Genomic DNA, 21,593 nt, shown 5'->3' on the forward strand with positions numbered 1-21,593 from the left:
CGCGCCGTGGAGGCCGCCCGCTACGGTGAGTGCGTGCACCTGTCCGCCGACGCCGTCCTGCGCACCACCCGCCGCCTGCTCTCCCGCGCGCTCGTGCTCGCCGTCGCGGCGCCGGTCACCGTCGCGGGCGTGCTCGTCGCCACCGACGCGGTGCGCAAGCGCCGCAACACGGTCGAGGCGACGTTCCCCCGCTCCTCCCCCGCCGACGTCGAGGTCGCGGGCACCACGACGACCGTCTTCACGTACGGCGAGGACGTGTACCGCGAGATGCTCGCCGCGATCCGCGGCGCCCGCCGCCGCATCCTCTTCGAGACGTACATCTGGAAGGCCGACGCGCTCGGCGAGGAGTTCAAGCGCGCGCTGGTCGAGGCGAGCGAGCGCGGCGTCGAGGTGTTCGTCGTCTACGACGGGTTCGCCAACCTCGTCGTGCCGCAGTCGTTCTTCGACCTGCCCGCCCCGATCCACGTCATCCGCTACCCCGTGTTCCGGCCCGGCGTGCTGCTGCTCAACGTGCGCAAGTCGGGCCGCGACCACCGCAAGATCCTCGTCGTCGACGACGAGATCGCGTTCGTCGGCGGGTACAACATCGGCGCCCTGTACGCGACGCAGTGGCGCGACACCCACGTCCGGCTCGTCGGCCCCAGCGCGTGGGAGCTGCGCAACGCGTTCGTCGACTTCTGGAACGCGAACCGCGCGTCCGACCAGCCGCTGCTCGCCGACCCGGGTTCGGTGCACTGGGAGCCGCGGCTGCGCGCGGCCCGCAACGCGCCGGCGCACCTCGTGTTCCCCATCCGCGGGATCTACCTCGACGCGATCGACCGCGCGAGCTCCCACGTCTACATCACGCAGGCGTACTTCATCCCCGACCGCGAGATCCTCGCGGCGCTCCTCGCGGCCGCGGCCCGCGGCGTCGACGTGCGGGTCCTCGTGCCGGAACGCTCCAACCACGTGCTCGCCGACTGGCTCTCCCGCGGCCTCTACACGGCGCTGCTCAAGGGCGGGGTGCGCATCCACCTGTACGAGGACGCGATGGTGCACGCCAAGACCGCGACCATCGACGGCGCGTGGACGACGATCGGGACGGCCAACATCGACCGGCTGTCCCTCACCGGCAACTACGAGGTCAACCTCGAGATCACCGACCCCGGCGTCGCCGAGCAGATGGAGAAGGTGTTCGAGGTCGACCTGTCGAACTCGCGCGAGCTCACCCTCGCCGAGTGGGAGTCGCGGTCGCTCGCCGCAAAGCTCAGCGAGATCGTCCTCACGCCGCTGCGCCCGCTCCTGTAGCACCCGGGCGCGGGCCGCAGCCCGTCGACGGCGTCACCGGGCGGGGTCGGACCGCGCCACGTCCGCGACGGCCTCCTCGGGGCGCGGCGGCACCGTCTCGTCCGCCTCGAGCAGGGCGACCTCCCCGAACTCGGGGTGCTCCCGCCGCAGGGCCCCCGCCGCGGCGTCCGCGGCGCCGTCCAGGCTCCCCGCCGCGACGTCGAGCGACTCCCCGACCGCGAGCGGGCGGTACGCGTACGTCCCGCCCGTGCGCTGCTCCCCCAGCAGCCGGTCCACGAGGGCGTGCCCCGCGTCCGACAGCACCGCGTCGTGGACCGGCACCACGACCCACGGGTCCAGGGACCGCACGAAGTCGATCGTCTCGCCGAGCCGGAGCCACGGCGCGGACACCGGCGCGAGGAGCACGTCGAGCCGCTCACCCCCGAGCAGACCGGGCGCGGGCTCGTCGAACGAGTCGCCCGGGTGCCACAGCGCGCCGCCGTCCCCGCGCACGAGGTACGCGAGGTTCGTCAGGCGCGGCACGTCGTCGTGGATCACGGCGTGCAGCCCGCCGCCCACCACGACCTCCAGCCCGCCGAGGTCGAGCCGGTCGCCCGGTGCGACGACGTGCACGCGCGACGTCGTGTCCGTCGCCAGCGCGCCGCGCAGCACGTCCGCGACCGCCTCGGACCCCCACACCGCGAGCGACGGCCGGGACGCCAGCGCCGCGCCGAGGGCCGCCACGTCGAGGTGGTCCGGGTGCTGGTGCGTCAGGAGCACCGTGTCCGCGTCGCGCAGCGCACCCGCGGCGTCGCTGAACGCGCCCGGGTCGACCGCGACCACCTGCCCGCCGTGGCGCACCGTGACGCACGCGTGGCCGTGGAACGTGACGCGCATGGAACCTCCTCGACTCGCCCTCTCACCCGGCCGGCCCGTCGCGAGCCGGCCGCCGTCCTGCTGCGGTCAGCCCACCACGAGGACCAGGTCGCCACCCTCGAGCTGCTGCACCGCACCCACCGCGACACGCTGGACCGTGCCCGCGACCGGCGTCGTGATCGCCGCCTCCATCTTCATCGCCTCGACCGTCGCGACCGTCTGGCCCGCCTCGACGACGTCGCCCACCGCGACCACCGGCGTCACCGCGCCCGCGAACGGCGCCGCGACCTGCCCCGGCTGCGTCGGGTCCGCCTTCTCCGCGGTGCGCACGTCCACGTCGACCGACCGGTCGCGCACCTGGATCGGGCGCAGCTGACCGTTCAGGGTGAACATCACCGTACGCATGCCGCGCTCGTCCGGCGTCCCGATCGCCTCCAGGCCCACGAGCAGACGCACGCCCTTGCCCAGCGAGACCGCGACCTCCTGACCCGGCTCCAACCCGTACAGGTACGTCGGGGTGTCCAGCACCGACACGTCCCCGTACGTCTGGCGCACCTGCTCGAACTCCTTCGTCGGCCCCGCGAACAGCAGGTGGTTGAGCCGACGACGGCGCACCTCCCCCGGCTGCGCGAGCTCCGCCTCGTCCTCCGGCGCCAACGGCGTCACGCCGCCGCGCGCAGCACGCCCCGCCAGCGCACGCGACCGGAACGGCTCCGGCCACCCGCCGGGCGGGTCACCGAGCTCGCCGCCGAGGAACCCGACGACCGAGTCCGGGATGTCGAACGCCTGCGGGTCCGCCGCGAACTCCGCCGGGTCCGCACCCACCGCCACCAGGTGCAGCGCGAGGTCGCCCACGACCTTCGACGACGGCGTCACCTTGACCAGACGCCCGAGGATGCGGTCCGCCGCCGCGTACATCGCCTCGACCTGCTCGAACTTGTCCCCCAGACCCAGCGCGATCGCCTGCTGCCGCAGGTTCGACAGCTGCCCGCCCGGGATCTCGTGCTCGTACACGCGCCCCGTCGGCCCCGGCAGACCCGACTCGAACGGCGCGTACACGCGGCGCACCGCCTCCCAGTACGGCTCGAGGTCCGCGACCGCCGCGAGCGACAGTCCCGTGTCACGCTCCGTGTGCTCCAGCCCCGCGACCAGCGCCGACAGCGACGGCTGGCTCGTCGTCCCGGCCATCGCGGCGCTCGCGGCGTCCACGGCGTCGACGCCCGCCGCGGCGGCGGCGAGGAGCGTCGCCATCTGCCCGCCGGACGTGTCGTGCGTGTGCAGGTGCACGGGCAGGTCGAACCGCTCGCGCAGCGCGCTCACGAGGCGCGTCGCGGCGGCGGGGCGCAGCAGCCCCGCCATGTCCTTGATCGCGAGCACGTGCGCGCCCGCCTCGACGATGCGGTCGGCGAGGCGCAGGTAGTAGTCGAGCGTGTACAGGTCCTCGGCCGGGTCGAGGAGGTTGCCCGTGTAGCACAGGGCGACCTCCGCGACCGTGGTGCCGGTCGCGCGCACGGCCTCGATCGCGGGGCGCATCTGGTCGACGTCGTTGAGCGCGTCGAAGATGCGGAACACGTCGATCCCGGTGGCCGCGGCCTCCTCGACGAACGCCTCGGTGACGCGGTGCGGGTACGGCGTGTAGCCGACGGTGTTGCGCCCGCGCAGCAGCATCTGGATCGCGAGGTTCGGCATCGCCTCGCGCAGCGCGGCGAGCCGCTCCCACGGGTCCTCGCCGAGGAAGCGCAGCGCGACGTCGTACGTGGCGCCGCCCCAGGCCTCGACGGACCACAGCTGCGGGGTGGCTCGCGCGACGTACGGCGCGACAGCCGCGAGGTCGTGGGTGCGCACGCGCGTCGCGAGCAGCGACTGGTGGGCGTCGCGGAACGTGGTGTCGGTGACGCGCAGCCGCTGCTCGGCGCGCAGGGCGCGGGCGAAGCCCTCGGGGCCGAGCTCGAGGAGCTGCTGGCGCGACCCGGGCGGGGGCGCGACGGCGAGGTCGAGCGCGGGCAGCTTCGTCGCGGGGTCGATCGTGCGCCGCGGCTCGCCGTGCGGGCGGTTGACCGTCGTGTCGCCGACGTGGGCGAGCAGGCGCGTGCCCCGGTCGGCGCTCTCGCGCGCGGCGAGCAGCTCGGGGCGCTCGTCGATGAACGACGTCGCGACGTTCCCGGCGACGAACTCGGGGTCGGCGAGGACGGCCTGCAGGAACGGGATGTTCGTCCGGATACCGCGGATGCGGAACTCGGCGAGCGCGCGCCGGGCGCGGCGCACCGCCGTCGGGAAGTCGCGCCCGCGGCACGTGAGCTTGACGAGCATCGAGTCGAAGTGGCCGGAGACGACGGACCCGGCGGTCGCGGTCGCGCCGTCGAGCCGGACGCCCGCGCCGCCCGGGGAGCGGTAGGCGATGATGCGGCCCGTGTCGGGGCGGAACCCGTTCGCCGGGTCCTCGGTCGTGATGCGGGTCTGCAGGGCGGCGCCGTTGACGCGCACGTCCTCCTGGCGGATGCCGAGGTCCTCGAGCGTCTCGCCGGACGCGATGCGCATCTGCGCGGAGACGAGGTCGACGTCGGTGACCTCCTCGGTCACGGTGTGCTCGACCTGGATGCGCGGGTTCATCTCGATGAACACGTGCTGCCCGGCGCGCTCCCCGACCGTGTCGACGAGGAACTCGACCGTGCCCGCGTTCTGGTACCCGATGTGGCGCGCGAACCGCACGGCGTCGGCGCACAGCGCGTCGCGGATCGCGGGGTCGAGGTTCGGCGCGGGCGCGATCTCGACGACCTTCTGGTGGCGGCGCTGCAGCGAGCAGTCGCGCTCGTACAGGTGCACGACGTTCCCGGCGCCGTCGGCGAGGATCTGCACCTCGATGTGGCGCGGGCGCAGCACGGCCTGCTCGAGGAACACGGTCGGGTCGCCGAACGCGCCGTCGGCCTCGCGCATCGCCGCGGCCAGCGCCTCGGGGAGCTCCTCGCGCGTGTCGACGCGCCGCATGCCGCGCCCGCCGCCGCCGGCGACGGCCTTGACGAACACGGGGAAGCCGATGGCGTCGGCGGCCGCGACGAGCTCGTCGACGTCGGACGACGGCTCGCTCGACGCGAGGACGGGGAGCCCCGCCTCGCGGGCGGCCTTGAGCGCGCGGACCTTGTTGCCGGCGAGCTCGAGCACCTCGGGCGGGGGTCCGACGAAGGTCAGGCCGGCGTCGGCGCACGCCCGCGCGAGGTCCGGGTTCTCGGACAGGAAGCCGTAACCGGGGTAGACGGCGTCCGCGCCGGCCTCGCGCGCGACGCGCACGATCTCGTCGATGTCGAGGTAGGCGCGCACGGGGTGGCCGGGCTCCCCGATGAGGTAGGCCTCGTCGGCCTTGAGGCGGTGCTCGGAGTTCCGGTCCTCCTGCGGGAAGACCGCGACCGTGCGGGCCCCCAGCTCGTAGGCGGCGCGGAACGCCCTGACGGCGATCTCCGCGCGGTTGGCGACCAGGACCTTCGAGAACACCGGGACTCCATCCCTCGACCGGCGGCGCCGACGCACCGGGGAGGGCGCGACGCACCACGTACCGGGCGATCCTCCCACGGCCTCGCAGGGCAGGCCGCCGCACCGGCTGTGACGTGGTCCACAGCCGTCGGGCGGGTCCGGGGCGCCCGACCGCAGCGGGCGCGGGTGGGCGGCGTCAGCCGGCGGAGCGCGCGCGACGGCGCTGGGCGAGCTCGTCCTGCGGGCTCGCCGTGGCGTCGTCGTCCTCGAGCGACTCGGTCGGCAGCTCCGCGAGCGTGCCCTCGACCTCGCGCCAGACCCGGCCGACCGCGATGCCGAACACGCCCTGCCCGCCCTGCACGAGGTCGACGACCTCGTCGGGCGACGTGCACTCGTACACGCTCGCGCCGTCGCTCATGAGCGTGATCTGCGCGAGGTCGTCGACCCCGCGCTCGCGCAGGTGCTCGACGGCCTGGCGGATCTGCTGCAGCGAGACCCCGGTGTCCAGGAGCCGCTTGACGACCTTGAGCACGAGGATGTCGCGAAAGCTGTAGAGCCGGTGGGAGCCGGAACCGGACGCCGGGCGCACGGTGGGCTCGACGAGCCCGGTGCGGGCCCAGTAGTCGAGCTGGCGGTACGTGATGCCGGCGGCGCGGCACGCGGTGGGTCCGCGGTAGCCCGTCGTGGTGTCCTGCTCGGTGATGTCCTCCCCGAAGAGGAGACCCTGCGCACCCTGCGGAACTGCCGCGCCGGCACCGACGCTCGCCTCACCGCTGCTGTTCACTGTCGCCTCCTGGGGTGATGTCCACGACCACGCTATGGGCGCCGCCGGGGGCCGTCAACGACCGACCGCCCGAGCGCGGGGGTGTGTCGCGCCCGCGCGTGCGCCGACCCGACCGCCCAACCCTCAACCTGAGGTCGAAGGTCCGCTTCGTCCGTTGTGCCCGGAGGTCTCGACCTGTCCTGGAGGTCGAGCGTGCCGGGCTCCCCTACTCGTCCACCGAGAAGTCCTCGGGCTGGACGTGGTCGAGGAAGTCACGGAACTTCTCGACCTCCTCCTGCTGGGCGACGTCCACGACCTCGACGCCCGCGGTCGCGACGACCTCCGCCGAGCACAGCACGGGGCTGCCGGTGCGGACCGCGACCGCGATCGCGTCCGACGCGCGCGAGTCGAGCCGCACGCCGTTGCTCAGGACGAGTTCGGCGAAGAAGATCCCGCCGTCGAGCGCGACGATCTCCGCCCGCTCGAGCCGGACCCCGACCGCGTCGAGGAGGTCGCGCAGCAGGTCGTGCGTCATGGGTCGCGGCGTGGGCAGCCCGGCCTGGGCCATCGCGATCGCGCTGGCCTCGCGCGGCCCGATGACGATCGGGACGACGAGCTCGGACGCGTCGTCGAGCAGCAGCACCACGATCTCCTGGTCGCGCTGCTGCTGACGGACCCCCAGCACCTCGACCGGGACCATCGGGACGTCGTCGCTCACCCCTCCACGGTACGACTCCGCCCGGCATCCGGCAGGGGGTGCGGCCGACTCGTCGTGACGCGGGCGCGTCCCGGCGGTCAGCGGGTGAGGTCGTCGATGCCCTGCCGCACGAACACGGTGTGCAGCTGGGCGCAGAGCTCCCCGACCTCCGACGCGACGGTCCCCGCGTGGGCGCGGGCGGACGCGCTCTGCTGGCCGCGCCACGGCGAGACGACCTGGTGCACGAGGCTCACGTGGCGGTCGGCGGCGGTGCGCAGGGAGCGCAGGTGGCGCGGCTCGATGCCGTACTCGGCGAGGCCCGCGGCGAGCACGACGACGTCGAGCGACCGCGCGTCGAGCTGACCGCCCGGCGCCTGCCGCAGCACGCCCGCCTCGATGAGGCCCTCGACGAGCTCGCGCTCGACGCCCGCCGCGGACACGAGCGCGTCGACCGTGTACCGCTGGCGCACGGCCGCGGAGCCGGGCTCGCCGTCGCTCGTCGCGAGGCGCGGGGCGAGCTGCTCGACCTCGGTGCCCGCGTCGAGCGCGGCGAGGCGCTCCTTGATGACCTTCAGCGGGAGGTACCGGTCACGCTGCTCGACGAGCACGAAGCGCAGGCGCTCCACGTCCGCGGGGCTGTACTGCCGGTACCCCGACGCGGTGCGCACGGGCTCGATGAGCCCCTGCTCCTCGAGGAAGCGCAGCTTGGAGTGGCTGACGTTGGGGAACTCGGCGCGCAGCGCCCGCAGCACGTCGGAGATCCGCATGGTCGCGCGCCGCGAGATGCCCTGCGGCCACGGCTCGGGGCCGCCCGCGGGCTCGGGCACCGTGGCGTGCGCGGCTCCCGTCGAGGCGCTCACGACCGCGGTGCCGTGCCGCCCGCCGGGGCCCCCGCGTGCGGGCTGGCGTGGAACGTGAGCCGGTACTTGCCGATCTGCACCTCGTCGCCCGTCGAGAGCGCGACGGCGTCGATGCGGCTGCGGTTCACGTACGTGCCGTTCAGCGACCCGACGTCGCGCACGACGAACCGCTCGCCCTCGCGCACGAACTCGGCGTGCTTGCGCGAGACGGTGACGTCGTCGAGGAAGATGTCCGCGTGCTCGGACCGGCCGGCGACGGTGCGCTCGGCGTCGAGGAGGAAGCGCGACCCCTGCCCGGGGCCGCGCTGCATGATGAGCAGGGCGGAGTGGCGCGGCAGGGCCGCGACCGCGGCGTGCTCCTCGGGGCTCAGGCCACCGGGCTGCACGCCCTCCTCGATCGGGGCCTCGATCCGGCCGAAGCTGACCGTCGTGTCGCTACCCGCCCGGTTCGGCACCTCAGGACCGCCTGGGACACTCATCTCGCCTCCTCGGGGCTCACGCACGTCGTGCTCGACCTCGGAAATCCCGCACCGGAGGGCACCGGCCCTCGTGCGGGGAATCGTGCTCGAAAACTACTACACCCGCAGGTCACACGGTGCACGCGACCCGCAGTCGTCCCAACCTACCCCGGCCCACGGGCTGCGTGAAGCCGCGGTCACTCGTCGGCCGGGACGGGGGTCGCGTACTCGGGCGCACGGGGCTCGACGGTCGCGCCGACCTCGACCCGGTCCTCCTGCGTGACCGTGGTGCGCGCGCCGTCGGCACGCAGCGACGCCATGGCGCCACCCGGGATCTCGAGCGCGGTCTCGAGCGTCGACGGGTCGCCGATCACCGACCACCGGTACGGGGACTCGATCGTCTGCCCGTCGACGACGACGCCGTCCGCCGAGTCCTCGAAGTAGCTGCTCGCGACGAGCCGGACCCCGTTGACCTCCATGGCCTCCGCGCCGGCGTTGCGCAGCTCCTCGAGCACGTTGAAGAGCGCGAACGCGTCGAGCGCCTCGGGACCCTCGACGACGTCGATCGTCACCCCCGGCCCCTCGGCGGGCAGGCGCCCCGACAGGATCCCGAGCGTCTGCGCCTGCTCCTCCGCGAGCTCGAGCGCCGCGCGCTCGCGGCCGGAGCCGGACTGCAGCTCGTCGCGCGTCGCCTCGAGCGACGACACCTGGTCCTCGAGCTCGCCCGAGCGCTGCGTCACGTCGTCGAGCAGTCGCACGAGGTCGCTCTGGCGCAGCGAGGACAGCTGGTCCTCCTGCGTCTGGCTCACCTGGACGACGAGCGCGAACCCGAGCAGCGCGCACAGCACGCCGACGACGATCTGCGACCGGGACGCGCGGGGCCGCAGCGCGCTGCCGAGGCCGCGCAGGCCGCGGGGCTCGGGCCGGCTGGGCGTGCCGTGCCGCCCGACCGCGCCGATCGCGCCCGTCGTGGCCGGCGGCTCCTCCGGCCGGCCCGGTGTCGTCGCGGCTGCGGGCTCCGCGGGCGCGTCGCCGGGCACGTCCGCGTCCGCGGCCTGCCGAGCGTCGGAAGGGTCCGTGGCGGCGTCGTCGTGCGTCGCGTGGTCGTCGACCGCGGTGCCGGGGTCGTCGTCCTCGGTGGCGGTGTCCACGTTTGCGGTGTGCACGTCCGCGGTGTCCACGTCTGCAGCGTCCGGTGCGGACGCGACCGCCCCGCCGTCCTCGCCCGTGTCCTCGTCGTCCGGGTCCGTCGGCGCCGGCTCCTGCGCCGGTGCGGGAGCGTCCGGCTCGGTGGCGGCCGTCCCCACGGCGTCAGCAGCCTCGTCGGCCGGCTCGGTCGCGGCGTCGGCAGCTTCGCGCGCGTCGTCGGGCGCGGAGCCGTCGGCCGGGACGTCCTCGTCAGGGGCCGGGGCGTCGTCCGAGGACGTCTCGGCGACGGGCGTGTCGGTGGTGCGGCCGTCGTCGGTCCGTCCCGCGTCGGGCGCGTCGGCCGTGGCGTCGGTGGGCGCGGGCGGGCCGGTCTCGGCCACGTCGGGGTCGACGGCGGCCGGGGTCTGGTCCTGGGGCGTGTCGGCGCCGGTCCGGTCGCGGGGGTCGGGGCTCACGCTCACGCCTTGAAGATGTGGCGCCGGATCGCGGCGGCGTTGGAGAAGATGCGGATGCCGAGCACGACGACGACCGCGGTGGACAGCTGGCTCCCGACGCCGAGCTGGTCGCCGAGGAACACGATGAGCGCGGCCACGACGACGTTCGACAGGAACGACACGAGGAAGACCTTGTCGTCGAACAGGCCGTCGAGCCGGGCGCGCAGACCGCCGAACAGGGCGTCGAGCGCGGCGACGACGGCGATCGGCAGGTAGGGCTGCAGCGACACGGGCACGGTGGGTTGCAGGACGAGCCCCGCGACGATGCCCACCACCAGTCCGACTGCTGCGATCATTCGACGATCTCCTGCCCTGTCTCGTGCGCGTCCGGGCCCGCCCCGGACCCGTCGGTCGTGGTGCCGTCGGTGGTCCCGGCGGGTGCGTCGGAGTCTACGGTCGCGTCCGGCGGCTGCGCGAAGAACAGCGTCGGGGCGGAGCGGCCCGGCAGGTCGATGCGGCTCTGCGTGGTCACGCTCGACCGGATGCCGTACTGGGTGCCGAGCAGCTGCAGGAAGTCGGACGTGCCGGAGCGCAGGAGCGAGGTGCGCAGCGCGTCGGGGTCGCCGACGGCCTCGACCCGGTAGGGTCCGACGAGCGGCTGGAGGTCGACGAGCACGGCGTCGCCGGCGCTGCGGATCGCGGACAGCCCGGTGAGGCGCTGGTCGTTGATGGCGACGGCCTCGGCGCCCCCGGCCCAGAGCGCGTTGACGACGCGCTGCAGGTCGGAGTCGTGCACGAGCGAGCTGGCGTCGACGTCGTCGGACGACAGGCCGCCGCTCGTGTCGTCGAGCGTGACGACGACGCCCTCCCCCTCGACGGCCTGCGTGCCGGTGAGCGCGCCCTCCGCCTGCAGGCCCTGCAGCACGTCGGCGCTCGCGCCGGTGAGCGCCTCGCCCTGCAGCTGCTCGATCTCCGCGGAGAGCGCCGCGCCCCGCACGGACAGCTCCTCGGCGACGCCCTGCCGGGTGAGGATCTCCTGCTCGAGCGTCTCGCGGGCGGCGATCACCCCGGGCTGCGGGGCGCGCAGCTGCACGGCGGCGGCCGTCGTCACGAGCCCGAGCACGACCGCGAGGGCGACGAGACCGACCGCGCCGGCCCGGCCGCGCGGCGGCGCTCCCCCGGCGGCGCGGCGCGCGGCCGCGTCCGCGTACCCGGGGTCGAGCGGGCGGAACATGACCTCGTTGAGCAGCGTCATGGACGCGTCGACCGGTGCCCGGCGCACGCCCGGTCGCTGCTCGGGTCGCTGCGGGGTCACGGCGCCTCCTCCGTCGCGGGGCCCGCGTCCTCGCCCCGGCGGGACGCGGCGCGGTCGCTGATCACGAGGGCCCGGGTCTGCAGCACGTACTGCGCGCCCGCGAGCCAGTACAGGCCGACGCCCCACCAGGTGAACGCCCACGCGGTGACGGCGGCGACGTCGCCGACCCAGCCCGGCATCTCCGCGAGCAGCAGCAGCGGGAACGCGTACAGCAGCGCGAACGTCCCCGCCTTGCCGGCGAAGCTCACCGGGAGCGGGCCGTACCCGTGGCGGGCGAGGAGCGGCATGAGGCCGGCGAGCAGCACGTCGCGCGCGACGATGACGACGACGAGCCACACGGGCACGACGTCGCGCCACGCGAGGCCGAGGAGGGTGACGAGGATGAAGAGGCGGTCCGCCGCGGGGTCGAGCGCCTGCCCGAGGCGGCTCACCTGGTCCAGGCGCCGCGCGAGCACGCCGTCGAGCCAGTCCGACGCCCCGGACACGGCGAGCACGACCAGCGCCCACACGTCGTGGCCGTTCACGATGAGCACCGCGAACACCGGCACGAGGAGCAGCCGCACGAGGCTGATGACGTTCGGGACGGTCAGGACGCGGGAGCTGACCTGCTGCCCTGCTGCCACACCCACCGCCCCGAGCTCACGTCGCGCCGCCGCGGCGACCTGCCGCGCGCGACCATCCTACGTACGGGCCCACCGGCCCCTGCCCCTCATTTCCCGGCGCGGCGCCCGGGACGGGGGAAATCACCCGCTTCGCCCGACACCTCCCTGCCGAGGCGACGCCCGGGCGCGGGTCGCGGTGAGGGACGTCACCGGGCCTCACCCCCGCGCGCCGCGCGCGCTCCGGTAGGATGGGTGGCACCTCTGGAGTTCGTCGCTCGTCCCGCGTGTGTCCGTGAGAGTGGCCGTCCCCGTCCGATCGTCCGATCGACGCGGTGCCCGGCCTGGTGTGTTCGGGAGTGCGACCTGCGAGAACCGACCCGGTGACCGCACGCCACTCCACACCCCGAAACGAACGGTCCTCACCCCTTCATGACTGCTGACGTCGTCGCGCCCACGCACGCCCTCGACCACTCCACCACCCCCGACACCCGCCCGGAGCCCGCCGCCCCGACCGGCCCCGTGTTCGCCGACCTCGGCCTGCCCGCGCCGCTCGAGCGCGCCGTCGCCGACCTCGGGTTCGTCACCCCGTCCGCGATCCAGGCCGAGGCCATCCCCGCGCTCCTCGCGGGCCGCGACATCACCGGCGTCGCCCAGACCGGCACCGGCAAGACCGCCGCGTTCGGCCTCCCGCTGCTCGCCGCGATCGACCCCGCGCAGCGCCGCGTCCAGGCCGTCGTCCTCACCCCGACCCGCGAGCTCGCGATGCAGGTCGCCGACGCCGTCGAGTCCTTCGCGACGCACCTGCCCAAGGTCGACGTCGTCGCCGTCTACGGCGGCTCCCCCTACCAGCCGCAGCAGCGGGCGCTCGCGGCCGGCGCGCAGGTCGTCGTCGGCACGCCCGGGCGCGTCATCGACCACATCGAGCGCGGCACCCTCGTGCTCGACGACGTGCGCTTCCTCGTGCTCGACGAGGCCGACGAGATGCTGCGCATGGGCTTCGCGGAGGACGTCGACACGATCTTCTCCCGCGCCCCGCGCGAGCGTCAGGTCGCCCTGTTCTCCGCGACGATGCCCGGCCCGATCCGCCGCGTCGCGAACGAGCACCTCACCGACCCGGTCGAGATCGCGGTCGCCCGCCAGTCCTCCACGGTGACGAGCGTGCGCCAGACGTACGCCGTCGTGCCGTTCCGCCACAAGACCGGCTCGCTCGTGCGCGTCCTCGCCACGTCCGACGCCGAGGCCGCGATCGTGTTCACCCGCACGCGCGGCGCCGCGGAGGAGGTCGGGTCCGCCCTCGTCGAGCGCGGCATCTCCGCCGCGACCATCTCGGGCGACGTCGCGCAGAAGGAGCGCGAGAAGATCGTCGAGCGCCTGCGCTCCGGCGCGCTCGACGTCCTCGTCGCGACCGACGTCGCCGCGCGCGGCCTCGACGTCGACCGCATCGGCCTCGTCGTGAACTTCGACCTGCCGGGCGAGCCCGAGGCGTACGTGCACCGCATCGGCCGCACCGGCCGCGCGGGACGCACCGGCGAGGCCCTGAGCTTCGTCACCCCGCACGAGCGCGGGCGCCTGCGCGCCATCGAGCGCACCACGCGCACCCCGCTCGAGGAGGTCGAGATCCCCTCCCCCGCGGACGTGTCCGCGCACAAGGTCCGCACCCTCCTCGGCCAGGTGCCCGCGCGCCGCGAGGCCGGCCGCCTGTCCATGTACGCCGACATGATCCGCACGTTCCTCGCCGAGCACGACGTCGACCCGGTCGACCTCGCCGCGGCCATGGCGGCGCTCGCGGTCGGGGACGACGGGCCGCGCGCCCGCGAGGAGCAGGAGCGGTTCGAGGCGGAGCGCGCCGCGGCGCGCGAGCAGGCGAAGGCGCGTCGCACGGAGCGCACGGGCGAGCGCCCGTCGCGCGGCGACCGTGCGTCGGGCCGGCGCGAGGGTGACGGGACGCGCGGCATCCGTCGCGACGCCGTCGGCACGCGCTACCGCCTGTCGGTCGGGCACAAGGACGGCGTGATGCCCGGCGGCATCGTCGGCGCCCTGACGAACGAGGCCGGCCTGGCCGGGTCGGACGTCGGCAAGATCGACATCTTCCCGTCGTTCTCCCTCGTGGACATCACCGCGCCGCTCGACGCCGACACGATGGACCGCATCTCGCGCGCCCGGGTCGCCGGGAAGGCGCTGAGCATCCGCGTCGACGAGGGCGCGCCCGCGTCCCGCGGCCCGCGTGCCGGGCACGGCCCGTCGGGTCGTCGTGACGAGCGGCGCGACCGCTTCGACCGCGCCGACGACCGCGGGGAGCGCAAGCCCCGCCACCGCGCGTCGTACTGACGGCCCCGGGCGACACCGTCGCCGCGAACGAGGACGGCCCCCGCACCCAGGTGGATGCGGGGGCCGTCCTCGTCGTGGTGGGATCGCCGTCCCCGGCGCCCGGTTCCGGAGCCCGCGCGGGCCGGGCGCGTCAGGGGCGTTCGGGCGCCTCGCCGTGCGCCTGCACGAGCGCGGCGAGGCGCCGCGCCTCCGCCTCCCCGCGGGCACCGTCCGCCCGCTGGATGCCCATGACCGCCAGGGTCGACCCGTCCGCGAGGTCCAGGCGCACCCACGCGTCACCGGAGCCGAACCGCACCGACACGACCTGCGCCCACGCGAGCCGCCGCGTGTAGATGACGTTGCGCACCCGCAGCCCCTCGCGCGTCGGGGCGGCGTGCACGCCGCCGAGCCGCCACAGCAGCCACGCCGCGAACAGCGCGAACGCCGCCAGGGACAACCGGTTCACCCACGACGTGCCGAGCGGGCCCGTCGCGGACACGCCCACCAGGACGCACCCGCCGACCACCACGACGCCCGTCGCCCACGCCGACACCAGCCCGAACCTCGGGCGGAACGTGCGGTACGGGTCGTCGTCGCGGTCACCCGGCAGGCCGGGGTCGGGGAACGGGTCGGTGCTCATGCCGCCACCGTCTCACACCCCCGCGCACCACGCGGCGGGCCGTCGCCCGTGGTCAGAGGCGCGACGCGTGGATCCGCGTCACGAGGATCGCGCGCGCCCCCACCTCGTACAGGGCGTCCATCACCTGGTTCGTGCGGTCCCGGCGCACCATCGCGCGCACCGCCGCCCATTCCCGGTCGTGCAGCGGCGACACCGTCGGCGACTCCAGGCCCGGCGTGATCGCCACCGCCCGCTCCACCAGCGCTACCGGCACGTCGTAGTCCATGAGCACGTACTCGTGCGCCGTCAGCACCCCCTGCAGGCGACGGCTCAGCACCTCCACGCCCGCCGGCACGTCCTCCTCCGCGACCGCGCGCGGACGGATCAGCACCGCCTCCGACACGAGGATCGGGTCGCCGAACACCTCCAGGCCCGCACCCCGCAACGTCGTGCCCGTCGACACCACGTCCGCGACGACGTCCGCCACCCCGAGCTGCACCGCCGACTCCACCGCACCGTCCAGGTGCACGACCGTCGCCTCCACGCCGTGCGCCCGCAGGTGCCCCTCCACGAGCACCTCGTACGACGTCGCGACCCGCAGCCCCTGCACCTGCTCCAACGACGTGATCGTCCCCGCCGGCGCCGCGTACCGGAACGTCGACCCCCCGAACCCGAGCTGCATGTGCTCCACCGCGTCCGCACCCGAGTCCAGCAGCAGGTCACGACCCGTGATGCCCACGTCCACCGTGCCCGACCCCACGTACACCGCGATGTCCCGCGGACGCAGGAAGAAGAACTCGACGTCGTTGTCCGGGTCGGCCAGCACCAGCTCGCGCGAGTCACGACGCTGGCGGTACCCCGCCTCGCGCAGCATCTCGACGGCGGGCTCGGACAGGGACCCCTTGTTGGGGACGGCGATACGCAGCATGACAGGACCTTCGCTTCAGGGGATCAGGGGAGACGGGGCAGGGACGAGCAGGAACGAGCGGCGCTCGCGGCCGGGCGCACGTCGCGCACCGGCGCGGGCCGCTCACAGATGCTCGTACACGTCCTGCAGGCTCAGACCCTTCGCCAGCATGAGGACCTGCAGGTGGTACAGGAGCTGCGAGATCTCCTCCGCCGTCTTCACGTCGCCCTCGTACTCGGCGGCCATCCACACCTCGGCGGCCTCCTCGACCACCTTCTTCCCGATCGCGTGCACGCCGGCGTCCAGCTCCGCGACCGTGCCGGAACCGGCAGGTCGCGTCGTGGCCTTCTCGGACAGCTCCGCGAACAGGGACTCGAACGTCTTCACACGTCCCAGGGTATCCGCCACCCGGACGAGGCCGGGGCGCGGTCCGCCCAGCGGGCACGCCCCGACCACCCCCGTCACAGGCCCCGCAACGCCACCACCGTCGCGACCGCGGCCTCCGCCGCCTCCGCGCCCTTGTCCTCGCGCGACCCCTCCAGGCCCGCACGGTCCAGCGCCTGCTGCTCGTCGTCGCACGTCAGCACCCCGAACCCCACCGGCACACCCGTGCGCACGCTCACCTCCGTCAGGCCCGACGTCGCCGCCTGGCACACGTACTCGAAGTGCGGCGTCCCCCCACGGATCACCACCCCCAGCGCCACCACCGCGTCCGCCCCGTGCTCCACCGCCCGCGCCGCCGCCACCGGCAGCTCGAACGACCCCGGCACCCGCACCTCCGTCACGTGCGACACGTTCGCCGCCGCCAGGGCGCGCCGCGCCCCCGCCAGCAACCCGTCCATCACCTGCGTGTGCCAGCTCGCCGCGACCACGGTCACCCGCAGCCCCGTCCCGTCCACGCTGATCGTCGGCGCACCCGCCCCGCTCATCCCTCGTCCTCCTCCGACTCGTCCGCACGAACCCCGTCCGGGACCCGCACCGTGTCCAGCAGATGACCCATCGCCACCTTCTTCGTCACCAGGTACGCCCGGTTGAACTCCCCGTGACCCACCTCGATCCGCTCCGTCCCCGCCACGTCGATGCCCGAGGCCACGAGCCCCGTCACCTTCGCCGGGTTGTTCGTCAGCAACCGCACCCGCGACAGGCCCAGGTCCGCCAGGATCGCCGCCGCCGCCCCGTACTCCCGACGATCCACCGGCCACCCCAGCTCCAGGTTCGCCTGCACCGTGTCCAGACCCGCGTCCTGCAGCTCGTACGCGCCGATCTTCGCCAGCAGCCCGATCCCGCGCCCCTCATGCCCCCGCAGGTACACCACCGCGCCACCCTCCGCCGCGACCCGCTCCATCGCCGCCCGCAGCTGCGGACCGCAGTCGCACCGCAGCGACCCGAACGCATCACCCGTCAGGCACTCCGAGTGCACCCGCACCACCGGCACGACCTCCCGCCCGACGGCGCTCGCGGACTCCGTGCCGGCCTCACCCCGATCCGCGGCACCGGGAGGGGGGACCGCCGGCACCAGGGCCACGTGCTCCGCCCCCGTACGCAGGTCCCGGTACCCGATCACCCGGAACCGGCCGTGCGCCGTCGGCAGGTCCGCCTCCGCCGTCCGGTGCACCCGCCGCGCCAGACCCTCCCGGTCCGCCGCCACCGGCACGTCCACCGGCACCGGGTCGTGCACCAGCCGCCACGCCACCAGGTCCGCGATCGTCAGCAGCACCAGACCGTCCCGCTCCGCCAACGCCGCCGCGTCCTGCAGACGCATCATCGTGCCGTCGTCGTGCACCAGCTCCGCGATCCCCCCGACCTCGCCCGCACCCGCCAGCCGCACCAGGTCCACCGCCGCCTCCGTGTGCCCCGCACGATGCAGCACACCCCCCGGCACCGCCCGCAACGGCAGCACGTGACCCGGCCGGATCAGGTCCACCGGACCCGACGCCGGGTCCGCCAGCACCCGCAACGTCCGCGCCCGGTCCTCCGCCGAGATCCCCGTCGTCACCCCCGTCGCCGCGTCCACCGTCACCGTGTACGCCGTCCGCCGCGGGTCCTGGCTGTGCGGCACCATCAACGGCAGCTCCAACGCATCAGCCCGCGCCGCCGGCATCGGCGCGCACAGGTACCCCGACGAGTGCCGGATCGTCCACGCCACCCACTCCGCCGACACCCCCTGCGCCGCGAACACCACGTCCGCCTCGTTCTCCCGGTCCGGGGAGTCCGCCACCAGCACCGGACGACCCGCCCGGATCTCCGCCAGCGCCTCCTCCACCGTGCCCAGCCGCACACCCGGCACCGCGGCGCTCGCGGACGGCTCGCGCGTCACGACGCCCTCCCCGCCACCACGCCCGACACGAGCAGGCGCTCCACGTACTTCGCGAGCACGTCCACCTCCAGGTTCACCCGGTCCCCCGGGGTCAGCCCGCCGAGGATCGTCGCCTCCAGCGTCGTCGGGATGAGCGAGACGCCGAACGTCTCCTCGTCCACGTGCGTCACCGTGAGCGAGACGCCGCTCACCGCGATCGAGCCCTTCTCCGCGACGTACCGCGTCAGGCCCTCCGGCGCCGAGAACACCAGGTCGTCCCAGCGCTCCCCCGGCGACCGGCTCACGAGCGCGCCCACTCCGTCCACGTGCCCCTGCACCACGTGACCGCCCAGCCGCGCGTCCGCCCGCACCGCACGCTCCAGGTTCACCGGCGAACCCGCCACCAGGTCCCCCAGCGCCGTGCGCCGCAACGACTCCGGCATGACGTCCGCCGTGAACGACCCGTCGCCACCCAGGCTCGTCACCGTCAGGCACACCCCGTTCACCGCGATCGAGTCACCCAGACCCGCGTCCGACGTCGCGAGCGGCCCCTCGACCGTCAGCACCGCGTCCCGCCCCGCACCGTCCGGGAACTCGATCCCCCGGACCCTCCCGATCTCCTCCACGATCCCCGTGAACATCAGCCGACCCGTCCTTCCACGCTCTTCCTCGACACCACCAGCGCGTCGTCCCCGACGCGCCGCACCTCGACCGTGCGGAACCGGTGCGCGTCGGCGATCGTCGCCACGCCCAGCCCGCCCACCACGCGCCGCCCGCCTCCCAGCAGCACCGGCGCCACGTACGCGTGCAGCTCGTCCACCGCCCCCGCGGCGAGGAACGCCGTCGCGAGCGTCGGACCGCCCTCCACGAGCACGTGCCGCACCTCCCGCTCCGCGAGCCGCCCCAGCACCTGCGAGACGTCACGCGACAGCACGTGCAGCAGCTCGCCCCCCGGCCCCCGCACCCGCGCCGTCGGAGGGATGCCGCGCAACCCCACGACCACCCGCAACGGCTGGTGCTCCGCGAGAGCCTCGGCGCTCGCGGCACCGTGCGCCCGGACGCGCGCGGTGAGGGCCGGGTCGTCCGCGAGGAGCGTGCCCGTGCCGATCGCGATCGCGTCGACCTCGGCACGCACGCGGTGCGCGTGCTCGCGCGCCGCGGTCCCGGTGATCCACCGGCTCGTCCCGTCCTGCGCCGCGACGTACCCGTCGAGGGTCGTCGCGGTCTTGAGCGTCACGTACGGCGTGTCGCGACGCACCGCGGTCAGCCACACCCGCAGGAGCTCCTCGCCCTCGGCGGCGCGCAGGCCCCGCACGACGCGGACCCCGGCGGCGCGCAGGCGGTGGGCGCCACCGGTCGCGGCGGGGTTCGGGTCGTCGACGGCGTGGACGACCTCGGCCACCCCCGCGGCGACGAGCGCGTCGGCGCACGGCGGCGTGCGTCCCGTGTGCGCGCACGGCTCGAGCGTCACGACGGCGGTCGCGCCCGTGACGTCGATCCCGCGGGCGCGCGCGTCCGCGAGGGCGGCCGCCTCCGCGTGCGGCGTGCCCGCGCCCTGGTGGTAGCCCTCGGCGAGCACCGCGCGGGGGTGTGGGTCGAGGGAGTCCGGGGAGGCGCCGTCGGGCAGACCCGTGCCGTGCGGTGCGGGTGCGAGGAGCACGCAGCCGACGCGCGGGTTCGGCCCGTGCGCGGGCCCTCGGGCCGCGAGCTCGAGCGCGCGCGACATCGCGGCGTCGATCGTCAGGGTGCGGGGGTGCTCGCCCATCGTCCTCCTCCCGGGCACGGGTGCTCCGGGGTGAGGGCGGGCGGCGTGCCGGGCGCTCGTGCGGCCCGACGGCGTCGCTCACCACGGCGAGGCCGTCGCCTCGGGGCCGGGTGCCACGGCGGGTCGCCGGAGCACCACGCCCCGGGGCGTGGCCGCGCCGCACGTGCTTCCTCCCATCCGGACTGTCACCGTCGGTCCTGGAGTTCCACCAGGTCAACCGCGCGTGGGCGCGGGTCGCGGACTGTCACCGCCGGCTCGGAATTGCACCGACCCCGGAGCACGTTCGTGCGTACTGCTGCTTCCAACGGAGCATGCTACTCGCGCATTCCCCCGCGTCCCGCCGGTCCACCGGTCGGACGCGCGTGAACGACCCCGCACCTCCCTGCCGGGTGGTGCGGGGTCCGCGGCGGTGGGACGGGTGAGGCATGCGCTTGGCACACTATTTTTTAGAAGGAGACGAAAGGGGCCCACGTCGCCGTGGGCCCCTCCTGCCAGGTCAGTGGGCGTGCGCGGCGTCCGCCAGCGCGCGCAGCGCCTCGATCTCGCCCGGGACGCTCTCGGCGCCGTAGACCGCCGAGCCGGCGACGAAGACGTTCGCCCCCGCGTCCGCGGCCCGCTCGATCGTCGAGCGCGACACTCCCCCGTCGACCTGGATCCAGACGTCGAGCCCCGACGCGCTCACCGCCGCGCGGGCACGGCGGATCTTCGGCAGCGTGCCCTCGATGAACGACTGGCCCCCGAACCCGGGCTCGACCGTCATGACGAGGATCATGTCGACCTCCGCCAGGAGGTCCAGGAAGGGCTCCACGGGCGTCGCAGGGCGCAGCGCGAGCCCCGCCCGGGCTCCGAGGCGCCGCAGCTCGCGGGCGAGCCGCACCGGGGCCGCAGCGGCCTCGGCGTGGAACGTCACGGACGCCGCGCCCGCCTCCGCGTACGCGGGCGCCCAGCGGTCCGGGTCCTCGATCATGAGGTGCGCGTCGATCGGGACGGGCGACACCTGGGCGAGACGCTCGAACACCGGCAGCCCGAGCGTGAGGTTCGGCACGAAGTGGTTGTCCATGACGTCGACGTGCGCGTAGTCGGCCGTCGAGATCGCGTTCAGGTCGCGCTCGAGGTTCGCGAAGTCGGCGGACAGGATGCTCGGTGCGATGAGGGCTGCCATGGGCCACAGCCTAGGGCGCCGGTCCCCGCGACGCGGCGCCCTAGGCTCCTGCCGTGAGCAGCCTCCCCTCCCCCGCCGGTCCCGTCCCGTCCCCGTCCGGACGGCCGGGCGTCACGGTGCGCCCCGCCGCCCGGGGCGACCTCGCGCGCGTGGCCTCGATCGCCGCCCCGTTCGTCCGCGACACGTGCGTGACGTTCGAGGAGGAGGTCTGGGACGTCGCGGCGTGGGAGCGCAAGCTCGAGGACGTCACGGGCCGCGGGCTGCCGTTCCTCGTCGCGGAGGTCGGCGGCCCCGCGAGCCCGGACGGCCACGGCACCCCGGTCGTCGTGGGGTACGCCTACGCGGCGCCGTGGCGTCCGAAGCCCGCCTACCGGCACACCGCCGAGGACACGATCTACCTCGACCCCGCGTACGCCGGTCGCGGCGTCGGCACCGCCCTCCTGGGCGCGCTCCTCGACGCGTGCGCGCGAGCCGGGGTCCGCCAGGTGGTGTCCGTCGTCGCCGACGTCCCCGAGGCCGCAGGGTCGCTCCCCCTGCACCGCCGGTTCGGCTTCGCCGAGGCCGGCCGCCTCACCGCCGTCGGCTTCAAGCACGGCCGGTGGGTCGACACGATCCTGCTCCAGCGCTCCCTCTGAGCGCCGAGCATGACCCT

Annotated in this window: 21 protein-coding genes and 1 riboswitch; of the genes, 3 read left to right on the plus strand and 18 right to left on the minus strand. The window is 74.9% G+C overall.

Going from position 1 to position 21,593, the window contains the following annotated elements; translation table 11 throughout:
* Positions 1-39: 39 nt before the first annotated feature.
* Positions 40-1,287: a phospholipase D-like domain-containing protein gene (locus tag GJV82_RS09695; RefSeq protein WP_203231500.1), complete on the plus strand. Its 1,248-nt coding sequence runs from the start codon at positions 40-42 to the stop codon at positions 1,285-1,287.
* A gap of 33 nt (positions 1,288-1,320) precedes the next feature.
* Here the strand turns inward: GJV82_RS09695 and GJV82_RS09700 are convergent, their stop codons facing one another.
* The 10 genes from GJV82_RS09700 to GJV82_RS09745 form a co-directional block, all read right to left on the minus strand.
* A complete protein-coding gene (locus GJV82_RS09700) occupies positions 1,321-2,163 on the minus strand; it encodes an MBL fold metallo-hydrolase (RefSeq protein WP_155099076.1) in 843 nt (280 codons plus the stop codon).
* A gap of 66 nt (positions 2,164-2,229) precedes the next feature.
* Positions 2,230-5,628, minus strand: coding sequence for a pyruvate carboxylase (locus tag GJV82_RS09705; RefSeq protein WP_318657482.1), 3,399 nt, complete (start codon positions 5,626-5,628; stop codon positions 2,230-2,232).
* A 175-nt stretch (positions 5,629-5,803) separates the two neighbouring features.
* Positions 5,804-6,391 carry a MerR family transcriptional regulator gene (locus GJV82_RS09710; protein WP_024839674.1) on the minus strand — a complete coding sequence of 196 codons (588 nt, stop codon included), beginning with the start codon at positions 6,389-6,391 and terminating at the stop codon, positions 5,804-5,806.
* A gap of 205 nt (positions 6,392-6,596) precedes the next feature.
* On the minus strand, positions 6,597-7,070 hold the full coding sequence (locus tag GJV82_RS09715; protein WP_024839673.1) for a bifunctional nuclease family protein: 474 nt from the start codon (positions 7,068-7,070) through the stop codon (positions 6,597-6,599).
* A 95-nt stretch (positions 7,071-7,165) separates the two neighbouring features.
* Positions 7,166-7,927: a transcriptional regulator FtsR gene (gene ftsR, locus GJV82_RS09720; protein ID WP_318657483.1), complete on the minus strand. Its 762-nt coding sequence runs from the start codon at positions 7,925-7,927 to the stop codon at positions 7,166-7,168.
* Positions 7,924-8,406: an FHA domain-containing protein gene (locus GJV82_RS09725; RefSeq protein WP_024839671.1), complete on the minus strand. Its 483-nt coding sequence runs from the start codon at positions 8,404-8,406 to the stop codon at positions 7,924-7,926. The genes ftsR and GJV82_RS09725 overlap by 4 nt, the downstream gene beginning before the upstream one ends.
* Before the next feature lie 176 nt (positions 8,407-8,582).
* A complete protein-coding gene (locus tag GJV82_RS20735; protein WP_155099077.1) occupies positions 8,583-9,989 on the minus strand; it encodes a DUF881 domain-containing protein in 1,407 nt (468 codons plus the stop codon).
* A gap of 2 nt (positions 9,990-9,991) precedes the next feature.
* Positions 9,992-10,324, minus strand: coding sequence for a small basic family protein (locus GJV82_RS09735; RefSeq protein WP_024839669.1), 333 nt, complete (start codon positions 10,322-10,324; stop codon positions 9,992-9,994).
* Positions 10,321-11,283, minus strand: coding sequence for a DUF881 domain-containing protein (locus tag GJV82_RS09740; protein WP_318657484.1), 963 nt, complete (start codon positions 11,281-11,283; stop codon positions 10,321-10,323). Before GJV82_RS09740 ends, GJV82_RS09735 begins: the two co-directional genes overlap by 4 nt.
* Positions 11,280-11,906 (minus strand): CDP-alcohol phosphatidyltransferase family protein, encoded by a 627-nt coding sequence (locus tag GJV82_RS09745; RefSeq protein ID WP_115942539.1) that lies wholly within the window; start codon positions 11,904-11,906, stop codon positions 11,280-11,282. The genes GJV82_RS09740 and GJV82_RS09745 overlap by 4 nt, the downstream gene beginning before the upstream one ends.
* Positions 11,907-12,314: 408 nt before the next feature.
* Here GJV82_RS09745 and GJV82_RS09750 point away from each other — a divergent pair, with 408 nt between their 5' ends.
* Entirely contained in the window at positions 12,315-14,213 is a 1,899-nt protein-coding gene (locus GJV82_RS09750; RefSeq protein ID WP_155099078.1) for a DEAD/DEAH box helicase, read from the plus strand.
* Positions 14,214-14,343: 130 nt separating this feature from the next.
* Here GJV82_RS09750 and GJV82_RS09755 read toward each other — a convergent pair whose 3' ends face one another.
* The 8 genes from GJV82_RS09755 to rpe all read right to left on the minus strand — a co-directional run bounded on the left by GJV82_RS09755 (position 14,344) and on the right by rpe (position 20,941).
* Positions 14,344-14,832 (minus strand): PH domain-containing protein, encoded by a 489-nt coding sequence (locus tag GJV82_RS09755; RefSeq protein WP_115942537.1) that lies wholly within the window; start codon positions 14,830-14,832, stop codon positions 14,344-14,346.
* A gap of 52 nt (positions 14,833-14,884) precedes the next feature.
* A complete protein-coding gene (gene hisG / locus GJV82_RS09760; protein ID WP_115942536.1) occupies positions 14,885-15,739 on the minus strand; it encodes an ATP phosphoribosyltransferase in 855 nt (284 codons plus the stop codon).
* A gap of 102 nt (positions 15,740-15,841) precedes the next feature.
* Positions 15,842-16,105: a phosphoribosyl-ATP diphosphatase gene (locus GJV82_RS09765; protein WP_024839663.1), complete on the minus strand. Its 264-nt coding sequence runs from the start codon at positions 16,103-16,105 to the stop codon at positions 15,842-15,844.
* 74 nt (positions 16,106-16,179) lie between these two features.
* A complete protein-coding gene (ribH, locus tag GJV82_RS09770) occupies positions 16,180-16,647 on the minus strand; it encodes a 6,7-dimethyl-8-ribityllumazine synthase (protein ID WP_024839662.1) in 468 nt (155 codons plus the stop codon).
* On the minus strand, positions 16,644-18,035 hold the full coding sequence (ribB, locus tag GJV82_RS09775) for a 3,4-dihydroxy-2-butanone-4-phosphate synthase (protein WP_024839661.1): 1,392 nt from the start codon (positions 18,033-18,035) through the stop codon (positions 16,644-16,646). The genes ribH and ribB overlap by 4 nt, the downstream gene beginning before the upstream one ends.
* Positions 18,032-18,655: a riboflavin synthase gene (locus tag GJV82_RS09780; protein ID WP_024839660.1), complete on the minus strand. Its 624-nt coding sequence runs from the start codon at positions 18,653-18,655 to the stop codon at positions 18,032-18,034. The genes ribB and GJV82_RS09780 overlap by 4 nt, the downstream gene beginning before the upstream one ends.
* Complete coding sequence (gene ribD / locus GJV82_RS09785) at positions 18,655-19,779, minus strand: bifunctional diaminohydroxyphosphoribosylaminopyrimidine deaminase/5-amino-6-(5-phosphoribosylamino)uracil reductase RibD (RefSeq protein WP_225873244.1); 1,125 nt, start codon at positions 19,777-19,779, stop codon at positions 18,655-18,657. Before ribD ends, GJV82_RS09780 begins: the two co-directional genes overlap by 1 nt.
* Before the next feature lie 160 nt (positions 19,780-19,939).
* A riboswitch (FMN riboswitch) is annotated at positions 19,940-20,063 on the minus strand.
* A 212-nt stretch (positions 20,064-20,275) separates the two neighbouring features.
* Entirely contained in the window at positions 20,276-20,941 is a 666-nt protein-coding gene (gene rpe / locus GJV82_RS09790; RefSeq protein ID WP_115942534.1) for a ribulose-phosphate 3-epimerase, read from the minus strand.
* A 53-nt stretch (positions 20,942-20,994) separates the two neighbouring features.
* Between rpe and GJV82_RS09795 the strand changes: the two genes are divergently transcribed.
* Positions 20,995-21,576, plus strand: coding sequence for a GNAT family N-acetyltransferase (locus GJV82_RS09795; protein WP_115942533.1), 582 nt, complete (start codon positions 20,995-20,997; stop codon positions 21,574-21,576).
* The last annotated feature ends 17 nt before the right edge of the window (positions 21,577-21,593 follow it).

Source organism: Cellulosimicrobium composti (assembly GCF_009711085.1).
Taxonomy (GTDB): Bacteria; Actinomycetota; Actinomycetes; order Actinomycetales; family Cellulomonadaceae; genus Cellulosimicrobium; species Cellulosimicrobium composti.

Excerpts from the sequence above, each read along its gene's own strand:
- GJV82_RS09700 (WP_155099076.1), bottom strand. The coding sequence starts at position 2,163 with ATGCGCGTCACGTTCCACGGCCACGCGTGCGTCACGGTGCGCCACGGC.
- GJV82_RS09715 (WP_024839673.1), bottom strand. The coding sequence starts at position 7,070 with ATGGTCCCGGTCGAGGTGCTGGGGGTCCGTCAGCAGCAGCGCGACCAG.
- GJV82_RS09725 (WP_024839671.1), bottom strand. The coding sequence starts at position 8,406 with ATGAGTGTCCCAGGCGGTCCTGAGGTGCCGAACCGGGCGGGTAGCGAC.
- GJV82_RS09735 (WP_024839669.1), bottom strand. The coding sequence starts at position 10,324 with ATGATCGCAGCAGTCGGACTGGTGGTGGGCATCGTCGCGGGGCTCGTC.
- GJV82_RS09750 (WP_155099078.1), top strand. The coding sequence starts at position 12,315 with ATGACTGCTGACGTCGTCGCGCCCACGCACGCCCTCGACCACTCCACC.
- GJV82_RS09755 (WP_115942537.1), bottom strand. The coding sequence starts at position 14,832 with ATGAGCACCGACCCGTTCCCCGACCCCGGCCTGCCGGGTGACCGCGAC.
- hisG (WP_115942536.1), bottom strand. The coding sequence starts at position 15,739 with ATGCTGCGTATCGCCGTCCCCAACAAGGGGTCCCTGTCCGAGCCCGCC.
- ribH (WP_024839662.1), bottom strand. The coding sequence starts at position 16,647 with ATGAGCGGGGCGGGTGCGCCGACGATCAGCGTGGACGGGACGGGGCTG.
- GJV82_RS09780 (WP_024839660.1), bottom strand. The coding sequence starts at position 18,655 with ATGTTCACGGGGATCGTGGAGGAGATCGGGAGGGTCCGGGGGATCGAG.
- ribD (WP_225873244.1), bottom strand. The coding sequence starts at position 19,779 with ATGGGCGAGCACCCCCGCACCCTGACGATCGACGCCGCGATGTCGCGC.
- rpe (WP_115942534.1), bottom strand. The coding sequence starts at position 20,941 with ATGGCAGCCCTCATCGCACCGAGCATCCTGTCCGCCGACTTCGCGAAC.